Origin of the sequence: Salmonella sp. 741265055_HSA, assembly GCF_046569525.1 — a bacterium.
GTDB classification, from domain to species: Bacteria; Pseudomonadota; Gammaproteobacteria; order Enterobacterales; family Enterobacteriaceae; genus Salmonella; species Salmonella enterica.
Map to the genome: position 1 here is coordinate 13582 of NZ_JBKFSQ010000038.1, position 21175 is coordinate 34756.

The following is a 21175-nucleotide window of genomic DNA, read 5'->3' on the forward strand; positions in this document are numbered from 1 at the left end:
ATGATCAATTCGCCCAGAGTGTGTATTCAGGTGCAAAGCGTCTACATTGAGGCGCAATCCTCACCTGACGATGAACGTTACGTTTTTGCCTATACCGTAACCATCCGCAATCTGGGCCGGGCGCCAGTGCAGCTATTGGGCCGCTACTGGCTGATTACCAATGGTCATGGCCGTGAAACCGAAGTCCAGGGCGAAGGTGTGGTTGGCGTCCAGCCGCACATTGCGCCTGGCGAAGAGTATCAGTACACCAGCGGCGCGGTAATTGAAACGCCGCTGGGCACCATGCAGGGTCATTACGAAATGATCGATGAAAATGGCGACGCCTTTACCATCGACATTCCCGTGTTTCGACTCGCCGTCCCTACACTCATTCACTAAAATTATAACAATGGCAACTTATCTCATCGGCGACGTTCACGGTTGCTACGACGAACTGATCGCCTTATTACAGCAAGTGGAATTTACGCCAGACACAGACACTCTGTGGCTAACTGGCGATTTGGTCGCCCGCGGTCCCGGTTCGCTGGACGTGTTACGCTACGTCAAATCGCTTGGCAATAGCGTGCGTTTAGTGCTGGGGAATCACGATTTACACCTGTTGGCCGTATTCGCCGGGATTAGCCGCAACAAACCTAAAGACCGGCTGACCCCGCTTCTTGAAGCGCCGGACGCCGATGAACTGTTGAATTGGTTACGCCGTCAGCCGCTGTTGCAAGTAGATGAAGAGAAAAAGCTGGTTATGGCACATGCGGGTATTACCCCACAGTGGGATTTGCAGACGGCAAAAGAGTGCGCCCGCGATGTTGAAGCGGTGCTGTCGAGCGACTCGTACCCGTTTTTCCTCGACGCGATGTATGGCGATATGCCGAATAACTGGTCGCCGGCGTTAAGCGGTCTGGCGCGGCTACGCTTTATTACTAATGCCTTTACCCGTATGCGTTACTGCTTTCCTAACGGTCAACTGGATATGTACAGCAAAGCGTCGCCGGAAAATGCCCCTGCGCCGCTGAAGCCGTGGTTCGCCATTCCGGGACCGGTGAGCGAGGCTTACAGTATTGCTTTCGGGCACTGGGCGTCGCTGGAAGGGAAAGGGACGCCAGAAGGTATTTACGCGCTGGATACCGGCTGCTGCTGGGGCGGGGAGTTAACCTGTTTACGTTGGGAAGATAAACAGTATTTTGTGCAGCCGTCAAACCGCCAGATGGATATGGGCGAAGGCGAAGCGGTCAACGCCTGATAGGTTTATGCCTGATGGCGCTACGCTTATCAGGCCTACATCTGGCTCAAGGATTGGTTTATGCCTGATGGCGCTACGCTTATCAGGCCTACATCCGGCTCAAGAGTAGGCCGGATAAGGCGTTTCGCCGCCATCCGGCACTACAGCGTTAACGACGTTCCAGAATCTCGAAACAATAGCTGTGAGAATTCTGCGCGTCGGCATCGTGAAACTCACTGAATACCGATTCCCAGTCATCCGGTTCATAATCCGGAAAATGGGTATCGCCTTCGACTTCCGCATCAATATGCGTCAGATAAAGCTTCTGCGCCTTTGGCAGGAACTGCTCGTACACGCGCCCGCCGCCAATGACCATAATTTCCGGCGCATCGCCGCAAGCGGCAATCGCCTCATCGACAGACTTCACCCACTGCACGCGATCGTCGGTGCCCGGCTGGCTGCTGATAACAATATTTTTACGTCCCGGTAAGGGGCGTCCGATGGACTCCCAGGTGTGACGTCCCATGACGACAGGTTTATTTAACGTGTTACGTTTAAACCAGGCGAGATCGGCAGGCAGGTTCCACGGCATGGCGTTTTCCATACCGATGACGCGATCCACCGCTAACGCCGCAATCAGACTGATCATTAATTATTTCCTGATACAAAAAAAATTGCCGCCACTATACGTAAAGCGCAATCTTTCGTCGACTGACGAAAAGAGGATGAGCACGAAAATTTTTCGTTCTGCTGGCGACGCCACTCATTTGATGTGGAGCGCCAGCATTACAGTAGTTCAAAAACAGCCAATTAGCAGTAAAGTTTGCAGAACATCACATTTTTTACTTTAGATTGACGGTTTGACCTCGGGTTCATCAGCGGCCTCCCCGGAATGTTTGCCCTCAGCCGTTCCCTGCCAGCCGTGGCGCTGAATCAACGACAGATGCTCCCGGTCCTCGGTAATAATTTCGCTCAACATCGCGCTGGTACGTTTATAGGCGGCGGCGCGAGATAACGGATCGTTTTCCCCTTTCGCCATCTCTTCCACCATCCGGGTATTAAAATGGCGGAACAGATCCGCGCGCTCGCGGGCTTCATAACGCCCCAGCCCCAGCGCCTCCAGCGCCTGTCGTCCGCTTTTGAGCGCGCCTTCGAAGGTTTCACGTTCGGGCATCGCCACACCAGCCTGGCGCAGGCGAATGTAATGATCGACATCACGGGCGCGGGCGATAATCTGCAGATGCGGGAAATGCGACTTCACCAGTTCACTCAGTTGCAAATTGGTTTGCGGATCGTCAATGGCGTTAATCAATACCTCCGCCTTCGCCGCTCCGGCAGATTCCAGTAAATCCATACGCGTCGCGTCGCCATAAAAAACCTTCATGCCGAATTTACGCAGCGTTTCGATATGATCGGGGTCGTGATCGAGCACCACCATCTTCACCCCGCTCGACAGCAGCAGACGCCCGGCTATCTGACCAAACCGTCCAAACCCGGCCACAATAACCCGCGGTTGCTCTTCGTCGATTTCATCCGCCTCGCGCGCTTCCCCCGTCGCGGTCTTCTCCATGCGCGTCAGCAGCACCAGAAAAATCGGCGTTGCCGCCATCGACAGCGCGACCGCCAGCGTCAGCGCTTTTGCCCATTCCGGCTCAAGTACACCCGCCATTTGCGCCGCGCCAAAAACCACAAACGCAAACTCACTTCCCTGGCCTAATAAGACGGCAAACCAGCGACGCTGTTTTGCCGGTACACCCAGCGGCCTCGCGACCAGCCACAACATGACGATTTTGATTGCCAGAAAACCGGCCAACAACAGCAGAATGCGCAGCGGATTCTCCACCAGCGTGCCGAAATCAATCGACATGCCGACGCCAATAAAGAACAGCCCCAGCAGCAACCCCTTAAAGGGTTCAATATCGCTTTCCAGCGCATGACGGTATTCCGAGCTCGCCAGCAGAACGCCCGCCAGGAACGCGCCCATCGCCATTGACAGCCCAACCTCTTCCAGCAACAGTCCGAAACCAAACACCAGAAATAGCGCCACGGCGCTGAACACTTCCCGCAAACCAGAACGCGCGACAAAGCGCAGCGCCGGGCGCGTGACGTAGCGTCCCAGCAGCACCACCAGCGCCAACGCGCCTGCGACTTTCAACGCCGATAGCGCAAACGCGCCAAGCGTGGTGGATGCGCCGCTGGCGGCCAGCAGCGGAATCATCGCCACCAGCGGGATCGCCGCGATATCCTGGAACAAGAGCACTGCGAATGCGCTACGTCCTACTTGTGAAACGGTCAGGTTACGCTCATTCATTGCCTGCATGGCGATAGCCGTGGACGAAAGCGCCAGCGTCATGCCAATCAGCTCCGCCACCTGCCAACGCAGGCCAAGAAACATACAGAACAGACCAATGAGTCCGCCGCAGACCACCATCTGTAACGCGCCGCCGCCAAATACCGAGGCGCGCAGCTTCCATAACCGTTGCGGGTCCAGTTCAAGCCCAATAACAAACAACATCAGCACGACGCCGATTTCCGCAAAATGCAGAATAGATTCGGCGTCCGTCACCAGCCGTAGCCCCCAGGGGCCGATAATGCAACCCGCAATCAGATACCCCAGCACCGATCCTAAGCCCAAACGTACCGCAATCGGCACAATCAGCGCCGCCGAACCAAGATAGATCAGCGCCTGCAGTAGAGTATGGCTATCCATGATTCACCTCCTGCCATGCCAGTAAACGCTGTTTATACTGACGCGCCTGCGCCTGTAAGGTGTCGTCATCGCAAATGAACGTGCAGTGCATGGCAAACGGCGGCAGCCATTTGAGGCCGCAATAGAGCGCCGTCGCCTGTAGCGGCTGAGAGAGAACATCAAATCCCGGATGTGAACCGATAGTAAAATGGTTTTCACCGCCGCCGGTCGTTACCGCCCACAGCAGATATTTACCGCGCAATGCCGTACCGCCGTGACCGTAAGCCCAGCCGTGGGTGAGGACTTTATCCATCCATAATTTGAGTAAAGGAGGGACGCTATACCACTGCATCGGATGCTGCCAGACGATAAGACTCGCGCGCGACAGCGCCTCCTGCTCGGCGGCAACGTCAATATTGAAATCGGGATAGAGGTGATAAAGCGAACGTATTTCGACGTTTTCCAGCGTCCCTGCCTGTTCAAGCATCCGCTTATTCGCATGAGAATGATGCGGATACGGGTGCGCATAAATAATGAGGATCATGATTAGCCTGTGATGATCTGTTTTTTATCACAAAGTGTAGTGACAAATTCGCCAGGCTAATAGTGAATATTATTGAGCTGCTAATCAGAAAAAATTGAATTAACACCAGCCAGGAGTTGACGCCATCCTGCCCCCGGAAGACGCTCTCGAAGGGCCGCAGGCGTTTGCGGAAAAGCGCGATCCGGTGTGGAAAGGTTGGTGATGATGGCAGCCTTAAATCGCTGACAAATCGGTTTAAGGCCTTCTTGTCGGGCGGCGCTGCGCTAAATTTGCCTGTAATGACTGTAATATCAATCCATTACATGATGACACAGGCCCAATAAGCGCAGCGCCAACAGCATCTGAACCTCCAGACACGCTGGATGCCAGATCGCCGACGCATAAATTAACCTAATGGGTCAGACACTTAGAGCCTGGCCCAGTAGGCGTAATTGTTGAAGCCAGTTTGGGGCCGACCAGCGCGCAGAAACCGGAGCGTACACGTAGTACGTGAGGATTTTGAGCACTGCCCGGTCCCAAAATGGCGAATAAAATAACCTAATGGGTCAGGCTCTTAATCTTTCGCCATGCGGTTAAACTGCTCAATAGTAAGATCCCACGGCTCACGGGCCGTATCCGGCATAAAACTGCCGTCATCCACGCCAATTTCGTCCTTGATAATTTTATTCAGTTTTTCATTCATCGTAAGAATGAGATCCTGATATTTCTGTTTATCAGCAGCAAGGTTATGGTTCTCATCAGGATCATTTTTAAGATCGTAAAGTTCAAGATCGTTGTACTTAATAAGATCCTCCCAGGTTTCCGGCGTATTATGCTCCCTTAGCGAGAAATAACGCGCAAACTTATAACGGCCATCGTTAATCATCCGCGTCCCTGAACGATGGCTGAAATCAGGATGCAAATGGGATATTTCCTGCTTGATCTGCGCCACCGTTTTTTGTTTATCCCTTTGTAGCGCGATAACGCGGTGGAGATAATGGGCATCGGTATACAAGATCATGCCATAGCAATATAAGCTGGCATTTCTCACCGCATTAACCGCAACGCCCTCCGGGTTTTTTAGCAATCCGCTAAAATTAACGCCTTTGCGGTTGCCTAACGCCTGGTGTTGTTTTTCTTCCGGCAAACCGGTCAGCCCAACTAATGTCGGCGCGATATCAAGATGACAGGTCAACGCCTGACATTTCTTATTACCGGGGTACGCCGGGTGGGAAATAATCATCGGTACATGGATCTGTTCTTTATAAACGGAAGCGCCTTTACCGTGCATCTGATGGCTTCCGCCTAATTCTCCATGATCGGCAGTAAATACAACAATCGTTTTATCAGTTAACTTGAGGGCATCCAGTTCATTTAATATCCGGTCAAGGTGAGTATCACAATCGCGGATACAGTTGAAATAGTAGTCAAGCAGTTTACGCCAACGACGATCTTCATCAGGAAACTGCCCTTCCAGCGCAGCGCGCGCCGTCTGGTATTCAAGATGCGCCGGCGGTCTTCCCTGCTCATTGAATGATTGATGCCTGTTTGCCGGCAGCGGATAGTTCGGCCAGCTTGCCTGATAAAGCTCGTTTTCCGGCGGCTGCGTGGGCGCCAGGGTATTATCATCCTGATCCAACTCGCCACGCCACTGTACCTTTTCTCCCTCTTTATCGGTATCAATAAACATGACGTCATGAGGATTAACGAGGTTAACGGCCAGGAACCAGGGCTTGTGTTGGTCATTCAAGGGCTGCCCCTTGCATCTTAACCAATTTATAGTCTGAGCCGTGGTGGTTGAATCATAAAAATAGCCGCCTTTACTATGGCCAATAATATCGCCGATGCCGTGATAGTCAGCAAAACCATATTTTTCCATAATTTTATGTAATTCTGGTTCAGGAATATCCCCGACATCAATATCCTCATCTTTTTCGTCAGGCAAAGGCTTCTCCAGTTTTTCTGTAAGATGCCACTTACCTTTATAGGCCGTATAGTATCCCAGTTCCCGCATCATATGGCCTGTGGTTCCAAGAGCGGGGTCAAGGTCATAGGGCATCCAGGGTAATCCCAGATTATCAAACATCTTTGTCTGGGGCATATGTAAGCCGGTATACAATACGGATCGGGAAGGCGTACAGACATTACTGGTATTCTGATGATTACAGAATGTCACCCCCGTTTTCATGAGCCGCTCTCTGCCGGGTACCGGGAAAGGAAACGTAGGAAAAAAACGCTCCTGGTCGGTCACGACTAACAGAATATTATATCCTTCTGGCAATTTTTCCGGGATTTCGCCAGTAAACGGTTTATCCCACGCCGGTTTCGCCTTGACGGCGCATTTTTCATCAGCCTTTACCGCGCCGGATAGCATACCGCCGGCGGCAAGAATACCGGCGCTGGTTAACAGTTTCCTACGCGTAAGATCCGTCTCTTCTGCGGACAGATTTTTTTTATTACTCATATTATTATACCTGTAGTCAGTAACTTTATCACATATTCATTTATTACTGTACGAGGAAGCGTGGATATGTATCAATGCCTTCCGGGTAAGAATATGTGTTATAAATTGATTTGTATTTCAAATTAGAAATATATTAATAAATAACCATAATTCACTGAAAAATCATTTAGATGAAAAGTTCATTGTTTTTATTTTAGAGATACAACTGCAGACATTACTTCATAAAAAAATACATTATTAAACATACTCAATAGCGCTGTGTTCGTGCCTTTTCCCTTCAACTACGGTGATTACCCTATGCCGCTACAATAAAATCGCCCCGAAAGAAACACTATCAGTAACAGGCCGCGCAACCATAGACATACAACCGGTAACATCACTCTATGAAATTAAAACATAACTCAATTCTGTTATGTTGCTTATGAATAAAACTAGCGTATTGCCGCGTGATTCAATAAAAATTACGCCATTAAAAGAAATAATATAAAAACTATTATTTACAGGGGGGTTAAGTTTCTTTTTAGCTGGCAGCGCATTATTTTATATTGACAACAACATAAAGAGGTGACTATAACAAGATATAAGACGGTCACACCAAATAAGTCTATTTTCAGATAATCAACCGAGGTTATATACCCAAAATAATTCGAGTTGCTTAAAGGCGGCAAGGGAGTGAGTCCCCAGGAGCATAGATAACTATGTGACTGGGGTGAACGACAAATCTGCCGGGAGCAGATTTGAACGTCGCGTGCGACGGCCCGTCAGGGCGAGGCCCATGGATGGACCGAGTAATCCGTAGCCAACACATAAGCAACTTGAAGTATGAAGGGTATAAATAATTTCGTTACGGATTACTGATATTGCGCAAACCTTATCATCAATGCAACAGGAACAGAACCATGAAAAAATGCATTATTGCCGCCGCATTACTGGCAACGGTTGCTTCATTCAGCACGCTTGCGGCAGAGCAGGTCTCTAAGCAAGAAATCAGCCACTTCAAACTGGTTAAGGTCGGCAACATAAATGTGTCCCAGAGTGGCGGGCAGATTTCCTCACCCACTGATTTACGCGAAAAATTGTCAGCATTAGCCGATGCGAAAGGCGGAAAATATTACCATATTATCGCTGCACGTGAGCATGGTCCGAATTTTGAAGCCGTTGCCGAAGTTTATAACGATGCGACGAAATAAAGCTCTGATTGCGCCATAACGAGGGCACAGGCATGAAATAATAAGAGAGCACCAGCAAGGTGCCATGTTACGTCACAATCCACTCAGGGCCGTCTGGAAACAGATGCTGGCCCTCTTTTTTATCAACAGTTCATCCGGGGCAGGCAAGTCGGTAGAATGTATGCGCGCAGACAGTAAGCCCTTCGTGAGTAAGACGGTTTTGCGGGCTGTTTTAAGATAATATTTAGTGCGCTTTTACCTGCCTGAACCAGTAATTTTCCATTTTCGTTATCCATTTCCCCTTTTTATTTTTCGGTATTACGCCAGCCCACAGTAATTGCAACTGTCGGTTATAGGTTCCAATAGCGTGTCCACCATACGCCCCTTCAAATGCTATCACCATGGGTCCCTGCCCTTTTACCCCCTCTTGTCCTTCATGGCAATAAAGCGCGTTGCGGTGAGTCACGTCAAGTTCATACTGTACGTTCAGTTTCACACATTTTTCCCCGCAGCCTTCTACTGGCGGCAATATTGTCATGGTATAAGGCGGGTTATCTGCCGTGGTTTTCCATGTTCCGATCAGGTCTTTGCAGGCGTTTATCTCCGTAGCCCCGGAGGCAGCAGAAAATAGCGCGAGCAAATAAAAAGGTATTAGTTTCAGTTTCATTACAGACTCCTGTTCCTTATACCTGGTCATTTATACCTAATCATAAGGATAAATGCCCTGAGATATGTTTTTTTCCGGGAAATGTTGAGCCGCTGTTCAGAGAAATGTCGATGAGTATAACCTCATGTAAGCGGACAGCGCGGTGGGGAAAGCGGGAACACGGGCGAATGGTCTAACGTATTTCGACGTTTTCCGGCGTCCCTGCCTGTTCAGGCATCCGTTTATTCGCATGGGAATAAATGGATGCGCATAAAGAGAGAATATTATTGAGCGGCTAACCAGAAAAAATTGAATTAATTATCCAGCTCGCTCATGTTTTTTAGCTGATCGCGGTTAATCTGTTCGGTTTTCCCGGTGGCGGCGTTTTTGTAAGACACCATACCGGTATCGTTATCGACCTCGGGTTTCCCGTCGGTGACAATAGTTTTGCCATCCGTGGTTTCAACCGCCTGGTTAGAAGAGCATCCTGCGACGGTGAATAGTGTTGCTGCGGTAAACAGTGCGGTCATAAGACATTTTTGCATGGTGTTCTCCCTGCTTTTCAGTTGTTTTAGCATGTGACTGTTAACTGTAGCGTTATTGGCGAAAAGCAGGGAGAAATGCAGAACACTCTTAACGAGGGTTATCCGATGGCGTTCCGCGCAAAGTCATGTTTCCGGTCTGTGTTAGCGTCAAGCCGCGAGTTTCCGGGGCAAACATCACCGATACGCCAAGCCCGACTAACGAAATCAACGCGCCAATCAGCATGACGTTATTAATACCGTAACGAGTAATAAAAATCGGTAATGCCCAGGTGGAGACAATGGTTCCGATGCGGCTTAATGACATGATGACCCCCACGGCCGAAGCGCGAATATCCGTCGGGAAGAGTTCATTAGGATAAAGCCATTGCAGTATGCCCGGCCCGCCGGAAAAGAAGGCGTATACCGCAAACGCCACCACGACCAGGATGATGCCCAGATTTGACACCAGCCCCAGCAGCGCCAGCGCGATAGTCATCATGGCGAAGCTGCCAATAAGCAGAGGGCGACGGCCAATACTGTTTAGCCAGAACATCGCCGGTATACAGCCCAGCATAAAAAAGAGGCTAATCACCACATTGCCGAGCGCCGCGTTGCGCCCCTGTTCCCAGCCGAGTAACCCGACGATCTGCGGCCCAAAGGTATAGATAGCGAACATCGGGATCACCTGACAGGTCCAGATAGCCGCAACGAACAGTACAAACGGAAAATGACGGCGGTTAAACAGTTGCAGGAAGCGGGTCTCCTGCGGCGGCTCATCGTCAAAACAGACCGGTTCGCCGAACAGTTTGATCATCATTTGTTCGCACTCTTTTACCCGTCCTTTTCGCAATAGCCAGCGTGGCGATTCCGGCAGGTCAAAGCGGCCAATCAAAATGATTAAGCACGGGATAAAGGCGCTGCCAAGCATCCAGCGCCAGCCGCCTTCCATGTCATACAGCCAGTAACCCACCAGGTTGGCGCAGGTCGCGCCGACGTACCACATCGCGGCGATAAAACCGATGGAGAACGCGCGCTGGCGGGTGTTGGAAAACTCCGTAATCATGGAAGTGGCGATAGGGTAATCCGCGCCGATAACAATGCCAATTAAAACGCGCATCACCAGCAATTCAAGCGGCGTGGAAACAAACATGGTCGCCACGGAGATAACGCCGATAGCGATAATATCCAGCAGGAACATTTTACGCCGCCCGACCTTATCGGAAATGTAGCCAAACAACGAGGTGCCGATAAACAGTCCGGCAAGCGTAGCCGCGCCGAGCGCGCCAATCCATTCAGCATCAAGGTGCAATAGCGGCGTCAGTTGTTCCAGCGCCACGCCAATGATCACCAGCACGTAGCCATCAAGGAACGGGCCGCCGCTTCCCCACAGCATAATTCTGCGATGAATGGAGGAGAATTTAAGGTCGTCAAAGTTCCTGGGCTGCGGCATGGTGATGTCCTGTTTCAACACGGGCAAAGCGCATCTGTAAGCCGGATAAGGCGTTTCCGCCGCCATCCGGCATTGGCGCCACATGATTGCCGGATGGCGACGCTACCGCATCTTATCCGGCCTACGGGGGCACAACTTCGTACTTATTAGCCGTAGCGGAACTCCACGCCAAACGTCCCGCGTGGGTATTCCCATTTTTCCAGCGCCGTATCAAGGCCGAGGATCCGGCACGTTCCGCACTCCAGGCACCCGGCGTAATCAAAACGAACGCTGCCGTCGTCCTGCTTTTTATACAGTCCCGCCGGACAGGCCTTAATCAGCACCTCCAGCGCCTGTTTATCAGGATCGGTTTTGAGAATGATGTGCGGGCTATCTTCATCCACATTGAACTTATTGACGCCCAGTTTGACGTCCACATTAACGGGAGATGTCATAATACGGTCACTCCTTTCAGGCCATCTTTCATCAGGTTGATGAAGCCCACTTTCTTCGCATGGCGCAGGATTTTTTTACGCATTGGCACCGGAGCGGAGCCATCCACGGTGAACAGGTCGCGCGCGATATTGACCGCCATTTCGGGATAGGCGGTAAACATGCGGGGATTATCAAGAAAAGCCGGCAGTTTCTGATACATACGCATATCGCGCATCGGACCTTCGTCCAGATGCTGACGGTATTCCCCCAGCGACTGCTTGCTAAAATCGTCGCGCTTCATCGCCGAAAGCACCGTCTTCGCCGCCGCTTCGCCTGCGGATATGGCGAGATCCATACCACGGATGGTAAAGCCGAGGTTCATACACATGCCGGCAGCGTCTCCGGCAATCAGTACGCCATCGCCCACCAGTTCAGGCTGCATATTCATTCCCGCCTCGGGTACAACGTGCGCGGCATATTCCACCAGCTTGCCACCGGCGATCAGCGGCGCAACTGCCGGATGCTGTTTGAAATCTTCCAGCATTTGCGGGACCGATTTTTTCGCGTCTTTCAGATGATGAAGACCGCAGACCAGCCCCAGGGAAAGGGTTGTTTCATTCGTATACAGGAAGCCCCCGCCCATCAGACCATCGGTTGGCGCCCCGGCAAACAGACAGGCGGCACCTTCGTTGCCCTGTAACTGGAAACGATCTTCAATCACCGATTTTGGCAATTCGATCAGCTCTTTTACGCCAACGGCAACATGCGATGCCTCAACGCGTTTGGCCATGCCCAGCTTTTCAGCCAGCAGAGAATTCACCCCGTCAGCGAGGATTACGACTTTGGCTTCCAGAATATCGCCATCGGCTTCCACGCCCACGACGTTGCCATCACGCTGAACGACGTTGTCGACGCGAATACCGGTGATCAGTTGCGCCCCCGCCTCTTCGGCCTGCTCCATCAGCCAGGCGTCAAATTTACTGCGCAAAACGGAATAAGAAACCTGCGACGATGCGGCGTCCTCGCCGTTGCAATAATCCATCGTCATCGCCCCTTTGTCGGTCATAAAGGCGAGTTTTTCGTGGGTGATCATGCGTTCAATGGGGGCCTGATCCGCAAAACCGGGAATGATGCGTTCCAGGCTATGTGCATACAAGCGCCCACCGGTGACATTCTTCGCGCCAGCAGAATTGCCGCGCTCGATAACCAGCACCTGTGCACCTTCGCGAGCAAGCACCAGCGCCGCAACCGAACCGGCCAGACCTGCACCCACGATGATGGCATCAAAGATATCTTCGGACATACGTACTCCTGTCAGCGGCAGGATACCTTCGTATCCTGCCCGAAATGGTTTATCGCGCTAAGGCAGCCGTCAGCGCAGGCAGGATCTTCAGCGCATCGCCAACGATGCCAAAATCCGCATACTGGAAGATTGGCGCGTTTTTATCTTTGTTGATGGCGAAAATCGTCTGCGCGCCGTTGGCACCAACCATGTGTTGGATCTGCCCGGAGATCCCCACCGCCAGATACAGTTCAGGCTTGAGCATCAGGTTGGAGATACCGACGTAGCGCTCGTGCTCCATCCACTTCTCGTTTTCCGCCACCGGGCGGGAACAGGCCAGCTCGGCGCCAATCGTCTGGCACAGCGCTTCGGCCAGCGAGATATTCTCTTTGCTGCCGATGCCGCGTCCCACGCTGACCACCAGACGCGCTTTGTCGAGGTCAACGCTGTTGCTCTGACGCGCCTGGGTTGCGGTGCGGGTCACGGTAATGGCCGGAGCCTGCCACTGCACGGTGTGCATCTCGCCGCTGCGAGAAGTGTCCGGGTCTTGTGCGTCAAACGTTCCGCTACTGAGCGTGATCACGGCAAACGGCGAAGCGATGGATTCTGCCCCTATCGCCAGACCGCCGTAGACCATATGTTTGACCGCCGCTTTTCCATCCTGCAGGGCGACTTCGCTGGCGTCGTTGGAAACCGCAGCCGACAAGCGATAGCCCAGTTTTGCCGCCAACAGCTTGCCCCGACGCGTATTCGGCAGCAGCACCGCGCCGCCCTCGCTATGCTGACGAATAGTCTCAGCCATCGCAGCAGCGTAGTCTTCGATCATGCGGTCTTCTGGTTTGCCGCTGAGCAGCCAGACATGATCCGCGCCCAAATGGCATGCTGTCGCGCTGTCCGCTTCGTTCAGTACGAACGCGTTAACTTTTTCACCTACAGCCTGCGCGCCACTCATCAGTTCGGGCAGACGAGAAGGGGTATCGCTGAATACCCAGACACTGGAAAATTTGTTCATAACATCCCCTGATAATTAAATGATTTTGCGCAGATTCTCGACAAACGCGGCGATTTGTTCTTCACCGTCACCTTCAATCACCACACGCTGACGCTCGCGCTGCTTCGGTGCGGCAACCTGTTGTGCGGAATACGCGGGTACGCTGTTCAGCCCGATATCCGCAGGCGACCAGACCTGAACCGGTTTTTTCGCCGCGCCAAGAATGGCTTTCATCGAAGGGATTTGTGGGGTGTTAATGTCGGTGGAAACCGCGATCACCGCCGGGAGCGGGATGCTCAGCGTTTCAACTTCATCTTCCAGTTCGCGTTCTACCGTCAATGTGCTGTCGGTAAGAGAGAGGATTTTACTCACGCCGTTAATCGCCGGAATGTTCAGCGCTTCGCCCACCAGCAAACCAACCTGCTGAGCATAAAGATCGGAAGAACCGTCGCCGCAGATAAGTAGATCGAAACCTGATTTTTGCGCGGCAGCGGCCAGCGCGGTAGCGGTGTGTTGCGGCAGCGCCTGCTCAAATTGATCGTCAATGACCACAATCAGTTCATCAGGGCCACGAGAGAGGACATCTTTGCGCCCTTTTGCATTAGTCAGCGCTTTGCCGCCAACGCTCATGGCGACAACCTGAGCGTCTCCCAACTGCTGTTTTAACTGGCAAGCAGCTTCAATTGCATTCAGATCATATTGGCTGATTTTGCTATCCGCTTTGCTGAAATCGAGTGTTCCGTCAGCATTATTAATCGCAATATCCTGCTCATCAGGTACGCATTTGTAGCAAGTAATTATCTTCATTGCATCTCCAGAAATCATGAAGGAAACGTATTTATATCGGCGGTGTTAAATACAGATATCACGCTCTTTAATTCGGAAATAAAACCTTAATCACCAATATTGAAAATGTCACACATTGATATTCGTAACTTTCAATAGTGTTACGCACCTCACCAATATTGAAAGAAATATGCCAAATATGAAAATTTTCAATATTGTTTGCTGGCTCAACAATATTGAACGTCAGACACTTAAAAAACTTAAAAAATCACAATCAACAAATTGATAAATAAAGGAAAAATCAAAATTTAGACACAAAATAATCAACGCAAAAAAGTGTGACAAAGATAACAGAATCACCCGAAGTGAATACCCATCATGAGTTACTCATTGAGGCGTCCCAGAGGTTAAAAACTTATCAACAAATCATTAATAATAAATAAACAAACGTTCATGGACTGGCACGCTAAATAAATTTCGTTTTCACACTGGAATTCACTTATGAAAAATGAAAAGAAAAAATCGGGAATTGAACCGAAGGTTTTTTTTCCGCCATTAATAATTGTCGGGATACTTTGCTGGCTAACAGTCAGAGATCTTGATGCCGCTAACGTCGTTATTAATGCGGTATTCAGTTATGTCACCAACGTCTGGGGTTGGGCATTTGAATGGTATATGGTCGTCATGCTCTTCGGCTGGTTCTGGCTGGTTTTTGGCCCCTATGCCAAAAAGAGATTAGGTGACGAAAAACCGGAGTTTAGCACCGCCAGCTGGATTTTCATGATGTTCGCCTCCTGTACATCCGCTGCAGTTCTGTTCTGGGGCTCTATTGAGATCTACTACTATATCTCTACCCCGCCGTTCGGCCTGGAACCAAATTCCACCGGCGCGAAAGAGATAGGTCTGGCGTACAGCCTGTTCCACTGGGGGCCGCTACCGTGGGCAACCTATAGCTTCCTTTCCGTGGCCTTCGCCTACTTCTTCTTTGTGCGCAAGATGGATGTCATCCGCCCCAGCTCCACGCTGGTGCCGTTAGTGGGTGAAAAGCATGCGAAAGGGTTGTTCGGTACCATCGTCGATAACTTCTACCTGGTGGCACTGATCTTCGCGATGGGCACCAGCCTCGGTCTGGCTACCCCGCTGGTCACCGAGTGTATGCAATGGCTGTTCGGTATTCCGCATACGCTGCAATTGGATGCCATCATCATTACCTGCTGGATCATATTGAACGCCATTTGCGTGGCCTGCGGCCTGCAAAAAGGGGTCAGAATCGCCAGCGATGTGCGTAGCTACCTGAGCTTCCTGATGCTCGGCTGGGTGTTTATCGTCAGCGGCGCCAGCTTCATAATGAACTACTTCACCGACTCCGTCGGGATGCTGTTAATGCACCTGCCACGGATGCTGTTCTATACCGACGCCATCGGTAAAGGCGGCTTCCCGCAGGGCTGGACCGTTTTCTACTGGGCGTGGTGGGTTATATACGCCATCCAGATGAGTATCTTCCTGGCCCGTATTTCTCGTGGTCGCACCGTACGTGAACTGTGCTTCGGGATGGTACTGGGTCTGACCGCGTCTACCTGGATCCTGTGGACTGTCCTTGGCAGCAACACGCTGCTGCTGATGGATAAAAACATCCTCAACATTCCGCAGTTGATTGAACAACACGGCGTGGCGCGCGCCATTATCGAAACCTGGGCCGCCTTGCCGCTCAGCACCGCCACCATGTGGGGCTTCTTCATCCTCTGCTTTATTGCCACCGTCACGCTGATTAACGCCTGCTCTTACACCCTGGCGATGTCGACCTGTCGTGAAGTTCGCGATGGTGAAGAGCCGCCTCTGTTAGTGCGTATCGGCTGGTCGGTGCTGGTCGGCATCATCGGTATCGTTCTGCTGGCGCTGGGTGGGTTGAAGCCGATTCAGACCGCGATTATCGCCGGAGGATGTCCGCTGTTCTTCGTCAACATTATGGTGACGCTGTCCTTTATTAAAGACGCCAAAGTGCACTGGAAAGACAAGTAATTCTTATTAACCCAATTGATCAAGAGGCTGAAAGATGGATTTCAACTTAAATGACGAACAGGAGCTGTTTGTCGCCGGTATTCGCGAACTGATGGCCAGTGAGAACTGGGAAGCTTATTTTGCCGAGTGCGATCGTGACAGCGTCTACCCTGAGCGTTTTGTAAAAGCGCTGGCGGATATGGGCATTGATAGCCTGCTGATCCCGGAGGAACACGGCGGTCTGGAAGCGGGTTTTGTTACCGTCGCCGCCGTCTGGATGGAGCTGGGACGTCTTGGCGCGCCAACTTACGTGTTGTACCAATTGCCGGGAGGTTTTAACACTTTCCTGCGTGAAGGGACTCAGGAGCAAATTGATAAAATCATGGCGTTCCAGGGCACCGGTAAGCAGATGTGGAACTCTGCTATCACCGAACCAGGAGCGGGATCGGATGTTGGTAGTCTGAAAACCACTTATACACGCAAAAATGGTAAGGTTTATCTTAATGGCAGTAAGTGCTTTATCACCAGTAGCGCCTATACCCCGTACATCGTAGTGATGGCGAGAGATGGCGCATCGCCGGATAAACCGGTTTACACCGAGTGGTTTGTGGACATGAGCAAAGCAGGTATCAAGGTCAACAAACTGGAGAAACTCGGTCTGCGCATGGATAGCTGCTGTGAAATCACCTTTGACGACGTTGAACTGGACGAGAAAGACATGTTCGGTCGGGAAGGTAACGGCTTCAATCGCGTGAAAGAAGAGTTTGACCATGAGCGCTTCCTCGTCGCGCTGACCAACTACGGTACTGCAATGTGCGCTTTTGAAGACGCTGCGCGTTACGCGAATCAGCGCGTGCAGTTTGGTGAAGCTATTGGCCGTTTCCAGCTGATTCAGGAGAAGTTTGCGCATATGGCGATCAAACTGAACTCCATGAAAAATATGCTGCTGGAAGCCGCGTGGAAAGCGGATAACGGCACCATTACCTCCGGCGACGCGGCAATGTGCAAATACTTCTGCGCCAACGCCGCGTTTGAAGTGGTAGACACCGCCATGCAGGTACTGGGAGGTGTTGGTATCGCGGGCAACCACCGCATCACGCGTTTCTGGCGTGACCTGCGCGTTGACCGTGTTTCTGGTGGTTCTGATGAAATGCAGATCCTGACGTTGGGTCGTGCGGTACTCAAGCAATACCGCTAATCGATCCCTTGTAGGCCTGATAAGACGCGGGGCGTCGCCATCAGGCAATCATGCCGGATGGCGCTGTGCTTATCCGGCCTACATACCGCAAAAAATGCCAGGAGAAAAATGATGAATCATTTACCAATGCCAACCTTTGGCCCGCTTGCTGGGGTACGCGTTGTTTTTTCAGGAATCGAAATCGCCGGTCCATTCGCCGGACAGATGTTCGCCGAATGGGGTGCCGAGGTTATCTGGATTGAAAACGTCGCATGGGCCGATACCATCCGCGTACAGCCTAACTACCCGCAGCTCTCACGCCGCAACCTGCACGCCCTGTCGCTGAATATTTTCAAAGATGAAGGTCGGGAAGCGTTTCTGAAATTGATGGAAACCACCGATATTTTCATTGAAGCCAGTAAAGGTCCGGCCTTTGCCCGCCGCGGTATTACCGATGAAGTGCTGTGGGAACATAACCCGAAACTGGTTATCGCCCACCTTTCCGGCTTCGGCCAGTTTGGTACCGAGGAGTACACCAATCTTCCGGCGTATAACACCATCGCGCAGGCATTCAGTGGTTATCTGATCCAAAACGGCGACGTTGATCAGCCGATGCCAGCCTTCCCGTATACCGCCGATTACTTCTCCGGGATGACCGCGACGACAGCCGCGCTGGCGGCCCTGCACAAAGTACGCGAAACGGGTAAAGGTGAAAGCATCGATATCGCGATGTACGAAGTGATGCTGCGCATGGGTCAGTACTTCATGATGGACTACTTCAACGGCGGCGAAATCTGTCCACGTATGACGAAAGGGAAAGACCCCTACTACGCCGGTTGCGGCCTGTATAAATGCGCCGATGGTTACATCGTCATGGAGTTGGTCGGCATCACGCAAATCAACGAGTGTTTTAAAGATATTGGCCTGGCCCATATTCTTGGTACGCCGGAAGTTCCGGAAGGCACGCAGCTCATCCATCGCGTGGAATGCCCTTACGGCCCGCTCGTCGAAGAGAAACTGGACGCCTGGCTGGCAACACACACCATCGCCGACGTTCAGGCGCGCTTTGCTGAGCTGAATATCGCCTGTGCGAAGGTGCTCACCATTCCGGAACTGGAAGGTAACCCGCAGTACGTTGCCCGCGAATCGATTACTCAGTGGCAAACAATGGACGGTCGCACCTGTAAAGGGCCGAACATCATGCCGAAATTTAAAAACAACCCAGGGAAAATCTGGCGTGGTATGCCGTCACACGGCATGGATACCGCCGCCATTCTGAAAAACATTGGTTATAGCGAAGCAGATATTAAGGAACTGGTCGGCAAAGGCCTGGCCAAAGTTGAGGATTAAACGCGATGCGCTAATCGGTTTTCCGGTTAGCGCTCACGCCTGATTTCAGTGGATAAAGCAATATGGATATCGTTGGCGGACAAAACTTACGTCAGATGTGGGACGACCGGGCCGGGGTGTACGGAGATAAAACGGCGTTAATTTTCGAATCCTGTGAGGGAATCGTTCGGCAGTTTAGCTATGCTTCGCTCAATGAAGAGATTAACCGCACGGCGAACCTTTTTCATTCCTTAGGGATCCGCAAGGGTGATAGGGTCGCGCTGCACCTGGATAACTGTCCGGAATTCATCTTTTGCTGGTTTGGGCTGGCAAAAATCGGCGCCATTATGGTGCCGATTAATGCCCGCTTACTGGGCGAAGAAAGTGCCTGGATCCTGCAAAACAGCCAGGTGAGCCTGCTGGTTACCAGCGCCCAGTTTTATCCTATGTACCGTGAAATACGCCAGGAAAATAGCACTCCGCTTAATCATATCTGTCTGATTGGCGAGCAGCTTCCGGCTGACGACGGCGTGAGTCACTTTACCCAACTACAAGCACGTCAGTCGGCCACGCTGTGCTATACGCCCGCGTTATCCACTGACGATACGGCGGAAATTTTGTTTACCTCCGGTACCACCTCGCGTCCAAAAGGGGTGGTGATTACCCACTATAACCTGCGTTTTGCAGGCTATTACTCTGCCTGGCAAATCGCCCTGCGCGATGATGACGTGTACATGACGGTGATGCCCGCTTTTCATATCGACTGTCAGTGTACCGCCGCAATGCCAGCCTTTTCCGCCGGCAGTACCTTTGTGCTCCTGGAAAAGTACAGCGCCAGGGCCTTCTGGGATCAGGTACGTAAATATCAGGCGACGGTGACCGAGTGCATCCCGATGATGATCCGCACGCTGATGGTCCAACCCGCCGCACCAACGGACAGGCAGCATCATCTGCGCGAAGTGATGTTCTATCTCAATCTATCCGCGCAAGAAAAAGACGCCTTTACCGAACGCTTTGGCGTCAGGCTGCTGACCTCTTATGGTATGACTGAAACCATTGTCGGCATTATTGGCGACCGTCCCGGAGACAAACGGCGCTGGCCTTCCATTGGTCGCGTGGGTTTTAGCTATGAAGCTGAAATTCGCGACGATCAAAATCGCCCGCTGCCCGCCGGAGAAATTGGCGAAATCTGTATTAAAGGCATCCCCGGCAAGACTATCTTCAAAGAGTATTACATGCAGCCGGAGGCAACCGCCAGGGCGCTGGAACCAGAGGGCTGGTTACATACCGGTGATTCGGGTTACCAGGATGAGGATGGCTATTTCTATTTTGTCGACAGACGCTGCAACATGATTAAACGCGGCGGGGAAAATGTCTCCTGCGTCGAGCTGGAAAATATTATTTCTGCGCATCCGAAAATTCAGGACATTGTGGTGGTCGGTATTAAAGACGCGATCCGTGATGAGGCCATTAAAGCGTTTATCGTCCTTAATGAAGGTGAAACATTAAGCGAAGCCGAGTTTTTCAGCTTTTGCGAAAACAATATGGCGAAATTCAAGGTTCCCTCTTTTATGGAGATCAGAACCGACCTGCCACGCAACTGTTCAGGAAAAATAATCAAAAAAAATCTGAAATAAACCTTCCGGCAGGAATCCCTCCCGCCGGGAAACTATTTATCTGGAGATGAACTATGAGTGAGTCATTACATCTGACCCGTAACGGCCCGATCCTGGAAATTACCCTCGACCGACCTAAAGCGAATGCCATTGACGCCAAAACCAGCTTTGCAATGGGTGAAGCTTTTCTTAATTTCCGTGACGATCCGGAATTACGCGTAGCAATCATTACCGGCGGCGGGGAGAAATTCTTTTCTGCTGGCTGGGACTTAAAAGCGGCAGCGGAAGGTGAAGCGCCGGATGCCGATTTTGGTCCCGGCGGCTTTGCTGGTTTAACCGAAATATTTGACCTCGATAAGCCGGTTATCGCCGCGGTGAACGGCTACGCGTTTGGCGGCGGTTTTGAGCTGGCGCTGGCGGCGGACTTTATTGTCTGCGCCGAAAACGCCAGTTTCGCGCTTCCGGAAGCAAAGCTCGGCATCGTGCCTGACAGCGGCGGCGTATTGCGTCTGCCTAAGCTGCTGCCACCGGCTATCGTCAACGAAATGGTGATGACCGGCAGACGAATGAGCGCCGAAGAAGCGCTGCGTTGGGGAGTCGTGAACCGCGTTGTCAGCCAGAGCGAACTGATGGATAGCGCGCGCGAACTGGCGCAACAACTGGTCAATAGCGCCCCGCTGGCTATCGCGGCGCTGAAAGAGATTTATCGCGCGACCAGCGAAATGCCGGTAGAAGAAGGCTACCGCTACATCCGCAGCGGCGTGCTGAAGCATTATCCGTCGGTACTGCATTCAGAAGATGCGCTCGAAGGACCGCAGGCATTTGCCGAAAAACGCGATCCGGTGTGGAAAGGTCGTTAATGTGACTATGCCGGATGGCGCTTCGCTTATCCGGCCTACAG

Annotated in this window: 19 protein-coding genes and 1 pseudogene; 9 read left to right on the top strand and 11 right to left on the bottom strand. The window is 51.8% G+C overall.

Annotation, left to right across the window (positions count from 1 at the left end; genetic code table 11):
* Together apaG and apaH are read left to right on the top strand one after the other, a co-directional pair.
* Positions 1 to 378 (top strand): Co2+/Mg2+ efflux protein ApaG, encoded by a 378-nt coding sequence (gene apaG / locus ACLD4K_RS18140; protein ID WP_080191598.1) that lies wholly within the window; start codon positions 1 to 3, stop codon positions 376 to 378.
* Positions 379 to 388: 10 nt separating this feature from the next.
* Complete coding sequence (gene apaH, locus ACLD4K_RS18145) at positions 389 to 1237, top strand: bis(5'-nucleosyl)-tetraphosphatase (symmetrical) ApaH (protein ID WP_411012274.1); 849 nt, start codon at positions 389 to 391, stop codon at positions 1235 to 1237.
* A gap of 148 nt (positions 1238 to 1385) precedes the next feature.
* Here apaH and folA read toward each other — a convergent pair whose 3' ends face one another.
* From folA to kefF, 3 genes are all read right to left on the bottom strand, one after another.
* Entirely contained in the window at positions 1386 to 1865 is a 480-nt protein-coding gene (gene folA, locus ACLD4K_RS18150; protein WP_000624379.1) for a type 3 dihydrofolate reductase, read from the bottom strand.
* Between the two features lie 198 nt (positions 1866 to 2063).
* Positions 2064 to 3926: a glutathione-regulated potassium-efflux system protein KefC gene (kefC, locus tag ACLD4K_RS18155; protein WP_000377169.1), complete on the bottom strand. Its 1863-nt coding sequence runs from the start codon at positions 3924 to 3926 to the stop codon at positions 2064 to 2066.
* Positions 3919 to 4449 (bottom strand): glutathione-regulated potassium-efflux system oxidoreductase KefF, encoded by a 531-nt coding sequence (kefF, locus tag ACLD4K_RS18160; protein WP_000600713.1) that lies wholly within the window; start codon positions 4447 to 4449, stop codon positions 3919 to 3921. The genes kefC and kefF overlap by 8 nt, the downstream gene beginning before the upstream one ends.
* Positions 4450 to 4570: 121 nt before the next feature.
* Between kefF and ACLD4K_RS18165 the strand changes: the two are divergent.
* Positions 4571 to 4651: pseudogene (locus ACLD4K_RS18165) on the top strand (hypothetical protein); the annotation flags it as partial.
* Between the two features lie 351 nt (positions 4652 to 5002).
* Here ACLD4K_RS18165 and ACLD4K_RS18170 read toward each other — a convergent pair.
* Positions 5003 to 6892: a sulfatase-like hydrolase/transferase gene (locus ACLD4K_RS18170; protein WP_411012275.1), complete on the bottom strand. Its 1890-nt coding sequence runs from the start codon at positions 6890 to 6892 to the stop codon at positions 5003 to 5005.
* Between the two features lie 899 nt (positions 6893 to 7791).
* On the opposite strand from ACLD4K_RS18170, the gene srfN reads away from it, so the two are divergent.
* A complete protein-coding gene (gene srfN / locus ACLD4K_RS18175; RefSeq protein WP_411012276.1) occupies positions 7792 to 8082 on the top strand; it encodes a DUF1471 family virulence protein SrfN in 291 nt (96 codons plus the stop codon).
* A 223-nt stretch (positions 8083 to 8305) separates the two neighbouring features.
* Here the strand turns inward: srfN and ACLD4K_RS18180 are convergent, their stop codons facing one another.
* The 7 genes from ACLD4K_RS18180 to ACLD4K_RS18210 all read right to left on the bottom strand — a co-directional run bounded on the left by ACLD4K_RS18180 (position 8306) and on the right by ACLD4K_RS18210 (position 14175).
* Positions 8306 to 8722, bottom strand: a complete 417-nt coding sequence (locus ACLD4K_RS18180) for a hypothetical protein (RefSeq protein WP_000767274.1) — start codon at positions 8720 to 8722, stop codon at positions 8306 to 8308.
* 299 nt (positions 8723 to 9021) lie between these two features.
* Positions 9022 to 9252 carry a YgdI/YgdR family lipoprotein gene (locus ACLD4K_RS18185; RefSeq protein WP_079825641.1) on the bottom strand — a complete coding sequence of 77 codons (231 nt, stop codon included), beginning with the start codon at positions 9250 to 9252 and terminating at the stop codon, positions 9022 to 9024.
* A gap of 88 nt (positions 9253 to 9340) precedes the next feature.
* Entirely contained in the window at positions 9341 to 10681 is a 1341-nt protein-coding gene (locus ACLD4K_RS18190; protein ID WP_411012277.1) for an MFS transporter, read from the bottom strand.
* Positions 10682 to 10827: 146 nt separating this feature from the next.
* Complete coding sequence (gene fixX, locus ACLD4K_RS18195; protein ID WP_000203736.1) at positions 10828 to 11115, bottom strand: ferredoxin-like protein FixX; 288 nt, start codon at positions 11113 to 11115, stop codon at positions 10828 to 10830.
* On the bottom strand, positions 11112 to 12398 hold the full coding sequence (locus ACLD4K_RS18200; RefSeq protein ID WP_001287763.1) for an FAD-dependent oxidoreductase: 1287 nt from the start codon (positions 12396 to 12398) through the stop codon (positions 11112 to 11114). Before ACLD4K_RS18200 ends, fixX begins: the two co-directional genes overlap by 4 nt.
* Positions 12399 to 12447: 49 nt before the next feature.
* A complete protein-coding gene (locus ACLD4K_RS18205; protein ID WP_001032195.1) occupies positions 12448 to 13389 on the bottom strand; it encodes an electron transfer flavoprotein subunit alpha/FixB family protein in 942 nt (313 codons plus the stop codon).
* Positions 13390 to 13404: 15 nt separating this feature from the next.
* On the bottom strand, positions 13405 to 14175 hold the full coding sequence (locus tag ACLD4K_RS18210) for an electron transfer flavoprotein FixA (protein WP_000692185.1): 771 nt from the start codon (positions 14173 to 14175) through the stop codon (positions 13405 to 13407).
* A gap of 480 nt (positions 14176 to 14655) precedes the next feature.
* Between ACLD4K_RS18210 and caiT the strand changes: the two genes are divergently transcribed.
* The 5 genes from caiT (at position 14656) to caiD (ending at position 21134) form a co-directional block, all read left to right on the top strand.
* Positions 14656 to 16173 carry an L-carnitine/gamma-butyrobetaine antiporter gene (caiT, locus tag ACLD4K_RS18215; RefSeq protein WP_000787071.1) on the top strand — a complete coding sequence of 506 codons (1518 nt, stop codon included), beginning with the start codon at positions 14656 to 14658 and terminating at the stop codon, positions 16171 to 16173.
* 34 nt (positions 16174 to 16207) lie between these two features.
* A complete protein-coding gene (gene caiA / locus ACLD4K_RS18220; RefSeq protein WP_005124373.1) occupies positions 16208 to 17350 on the top strand; it encodes a crotonobetainyl-CoA dehydrogenase in 1143 nt (380 codons plus the stop codon).
* Positions 17351 to 17461: 111 nt separating this feature from the next.
* Positions 17462 to 18679 (top strand): L-carnitine CoA-transferase, encoded by a 1218-nt coding sequence (caiB, locus tag ACLD4K_RS18225; RefSeq protein ID WP_001016207.1) that lies wholly within the window; start codon positions 17462 to 17464, stop codon positions 18677 to 18679.
* 62 nt (positions 18680 to 18741) lie between these two features.
* Positions 18742 to 20295, top strand: coding sequence for a crotonobetaine/carnitine-CoA ligase (caiC, locus tag ACLD4K_RS18230; protein WP_411012278.1), 1554 nt, complete (start codon positions 18742 to 18744; stop codon positions 20293 to 20295).
* Between the two features lie 53 nt (positions 20296 to 20348).
* Positions 20349 to 21134 (top strand): crotonobetainyl-CoA hydratase, encoded by a 786-nt coding sequence (gene caiD, locus ACLD4K_RS18235; protein WP_000004383.1) that lies wholly within the window; start codon positions 20349 to 20351, stop codon positions 21132 to 21134.
* Positions 21135 to 21175: the final 41 nt, after the last annotated feature.

Bases quoted from the DNA above. Each gene is read 5' to 3' on its own strand.
- caiA (WP_005124373.1), top strand. From the start codon at position 16,208: ATGGATTTCAACTTAAATGACGAACAGGAGCTGTTTGTCGCCGGTATT.
- kefC (WP_000377169.1), bottom strand. From the start codon at position 3,926: ATGGATAGCCATACTCTACTGCAGGCGCTGATCTATCTTGGTTCGGCG.
- ACLD4K_RS18190 (WP_411012277.1), bottom strand. From the start codon at position 10,681: ATGCCGCAGCCCAGGAACTTTGACGACCTTAAATTCTCCTCCATTCAT.
- srfN (WP_411012276.1), top strand. From the start codon at position 7,792: ATGAAAAAATGCATTATTGCCGCCGCATTACTGGCAACGGTTGCTTCA.
- ACLD4K_RS18210 (WP_000692185.1), bottom strand. From the start codon at position 14,175: ATGAAGATAATTACTTGCTACAAATGCGTACCTGATGAGCAGGATATT.
- fixX (WP_000203736.1), bottom strand. From the start codon at position 11,115: ATGACATCTCCCGTTAATGTGGACGTCAAACTGGGCGTCAATAAGTTC.
- ACLD4K_RS18200 (WP_001287763.1), bottom strand. From the start codon at position 12,398: ATGTCCGAAGATATCTTTGATGCCATCATCGTGGGTGCAGGTCTGGCC.
- apaG (WP_080191598.1), top strand. From the start codon at position 1: ATGATCAATTCGCCCAGAGTGTGTATTCAGGTGCAAAGCGTCTACATT.
- caiT (WP_000787071.1), top strand. From the start codon at position 14,656: ATGAAAAATGAAAAGAAAAAATCGGGAATTGAACCGAAGGTTTTTTTT.
- caiC (WP_411012278.1), top strand. From the start codon at position 18,742: ATGGATATCGTTGGCGGACAAAACTTACGTCAGATGTGGGACGACCGG.
- caiD (WP_000004383.1), top strand. From the start codon at position 20,349: ATGAGTGAGTCATTACATCTGACCCGTAACGGCCCGATCCTGGAAATT.
- caiB (WP_001016207.1), top strand. From the start codon at position 17,462: ATGAATCATTTACCAATGCCAACCTTTGGCCCGCTTGCTGGGGTACGC.
- folA (WP_000624379.1), bottom strand. From the start codon at position 1,865: ATGATCAGTCTGATTGCGGCGTTAGCGGTGGATCGCGTCATCGGTATG.
- apaH (WP_411012274.1), top strand. From the start codon at position 389: ATGGCAACTTATCTCATCGGCGACGTTCACGGTTGCTACGACGAACTG.
- ACLD4K_RS18170 (WP_411012275.1), bottom strand. From the start codon at position 6,892: ATGAGTAATAAAAAAAATCTGTCCGCAGAAGAGACGGATCTTACGCGT.
- ACLD4K_RS18205 (WP_001032195.1), bottom strand. From the start codon at position 13,389: ATGAACAAATTTTCCAGTGTCTGGGTATTCAGCGATACCCCTTCTCGT.
- kefF (WP_000600713.1), bottom strand. From the start codon at position 4,449: ATGATCCTCATTATTTATGCGCACCCGTATCCGCATCATTCTCATGCG.
- ACLD4K_RS18185 (WP_079825641.1), bottom strand. From the start codon at position 9,252: ATGCAAAAATGTCTTATGACCGCACTGTTTACCGCAGCAACACTATTC.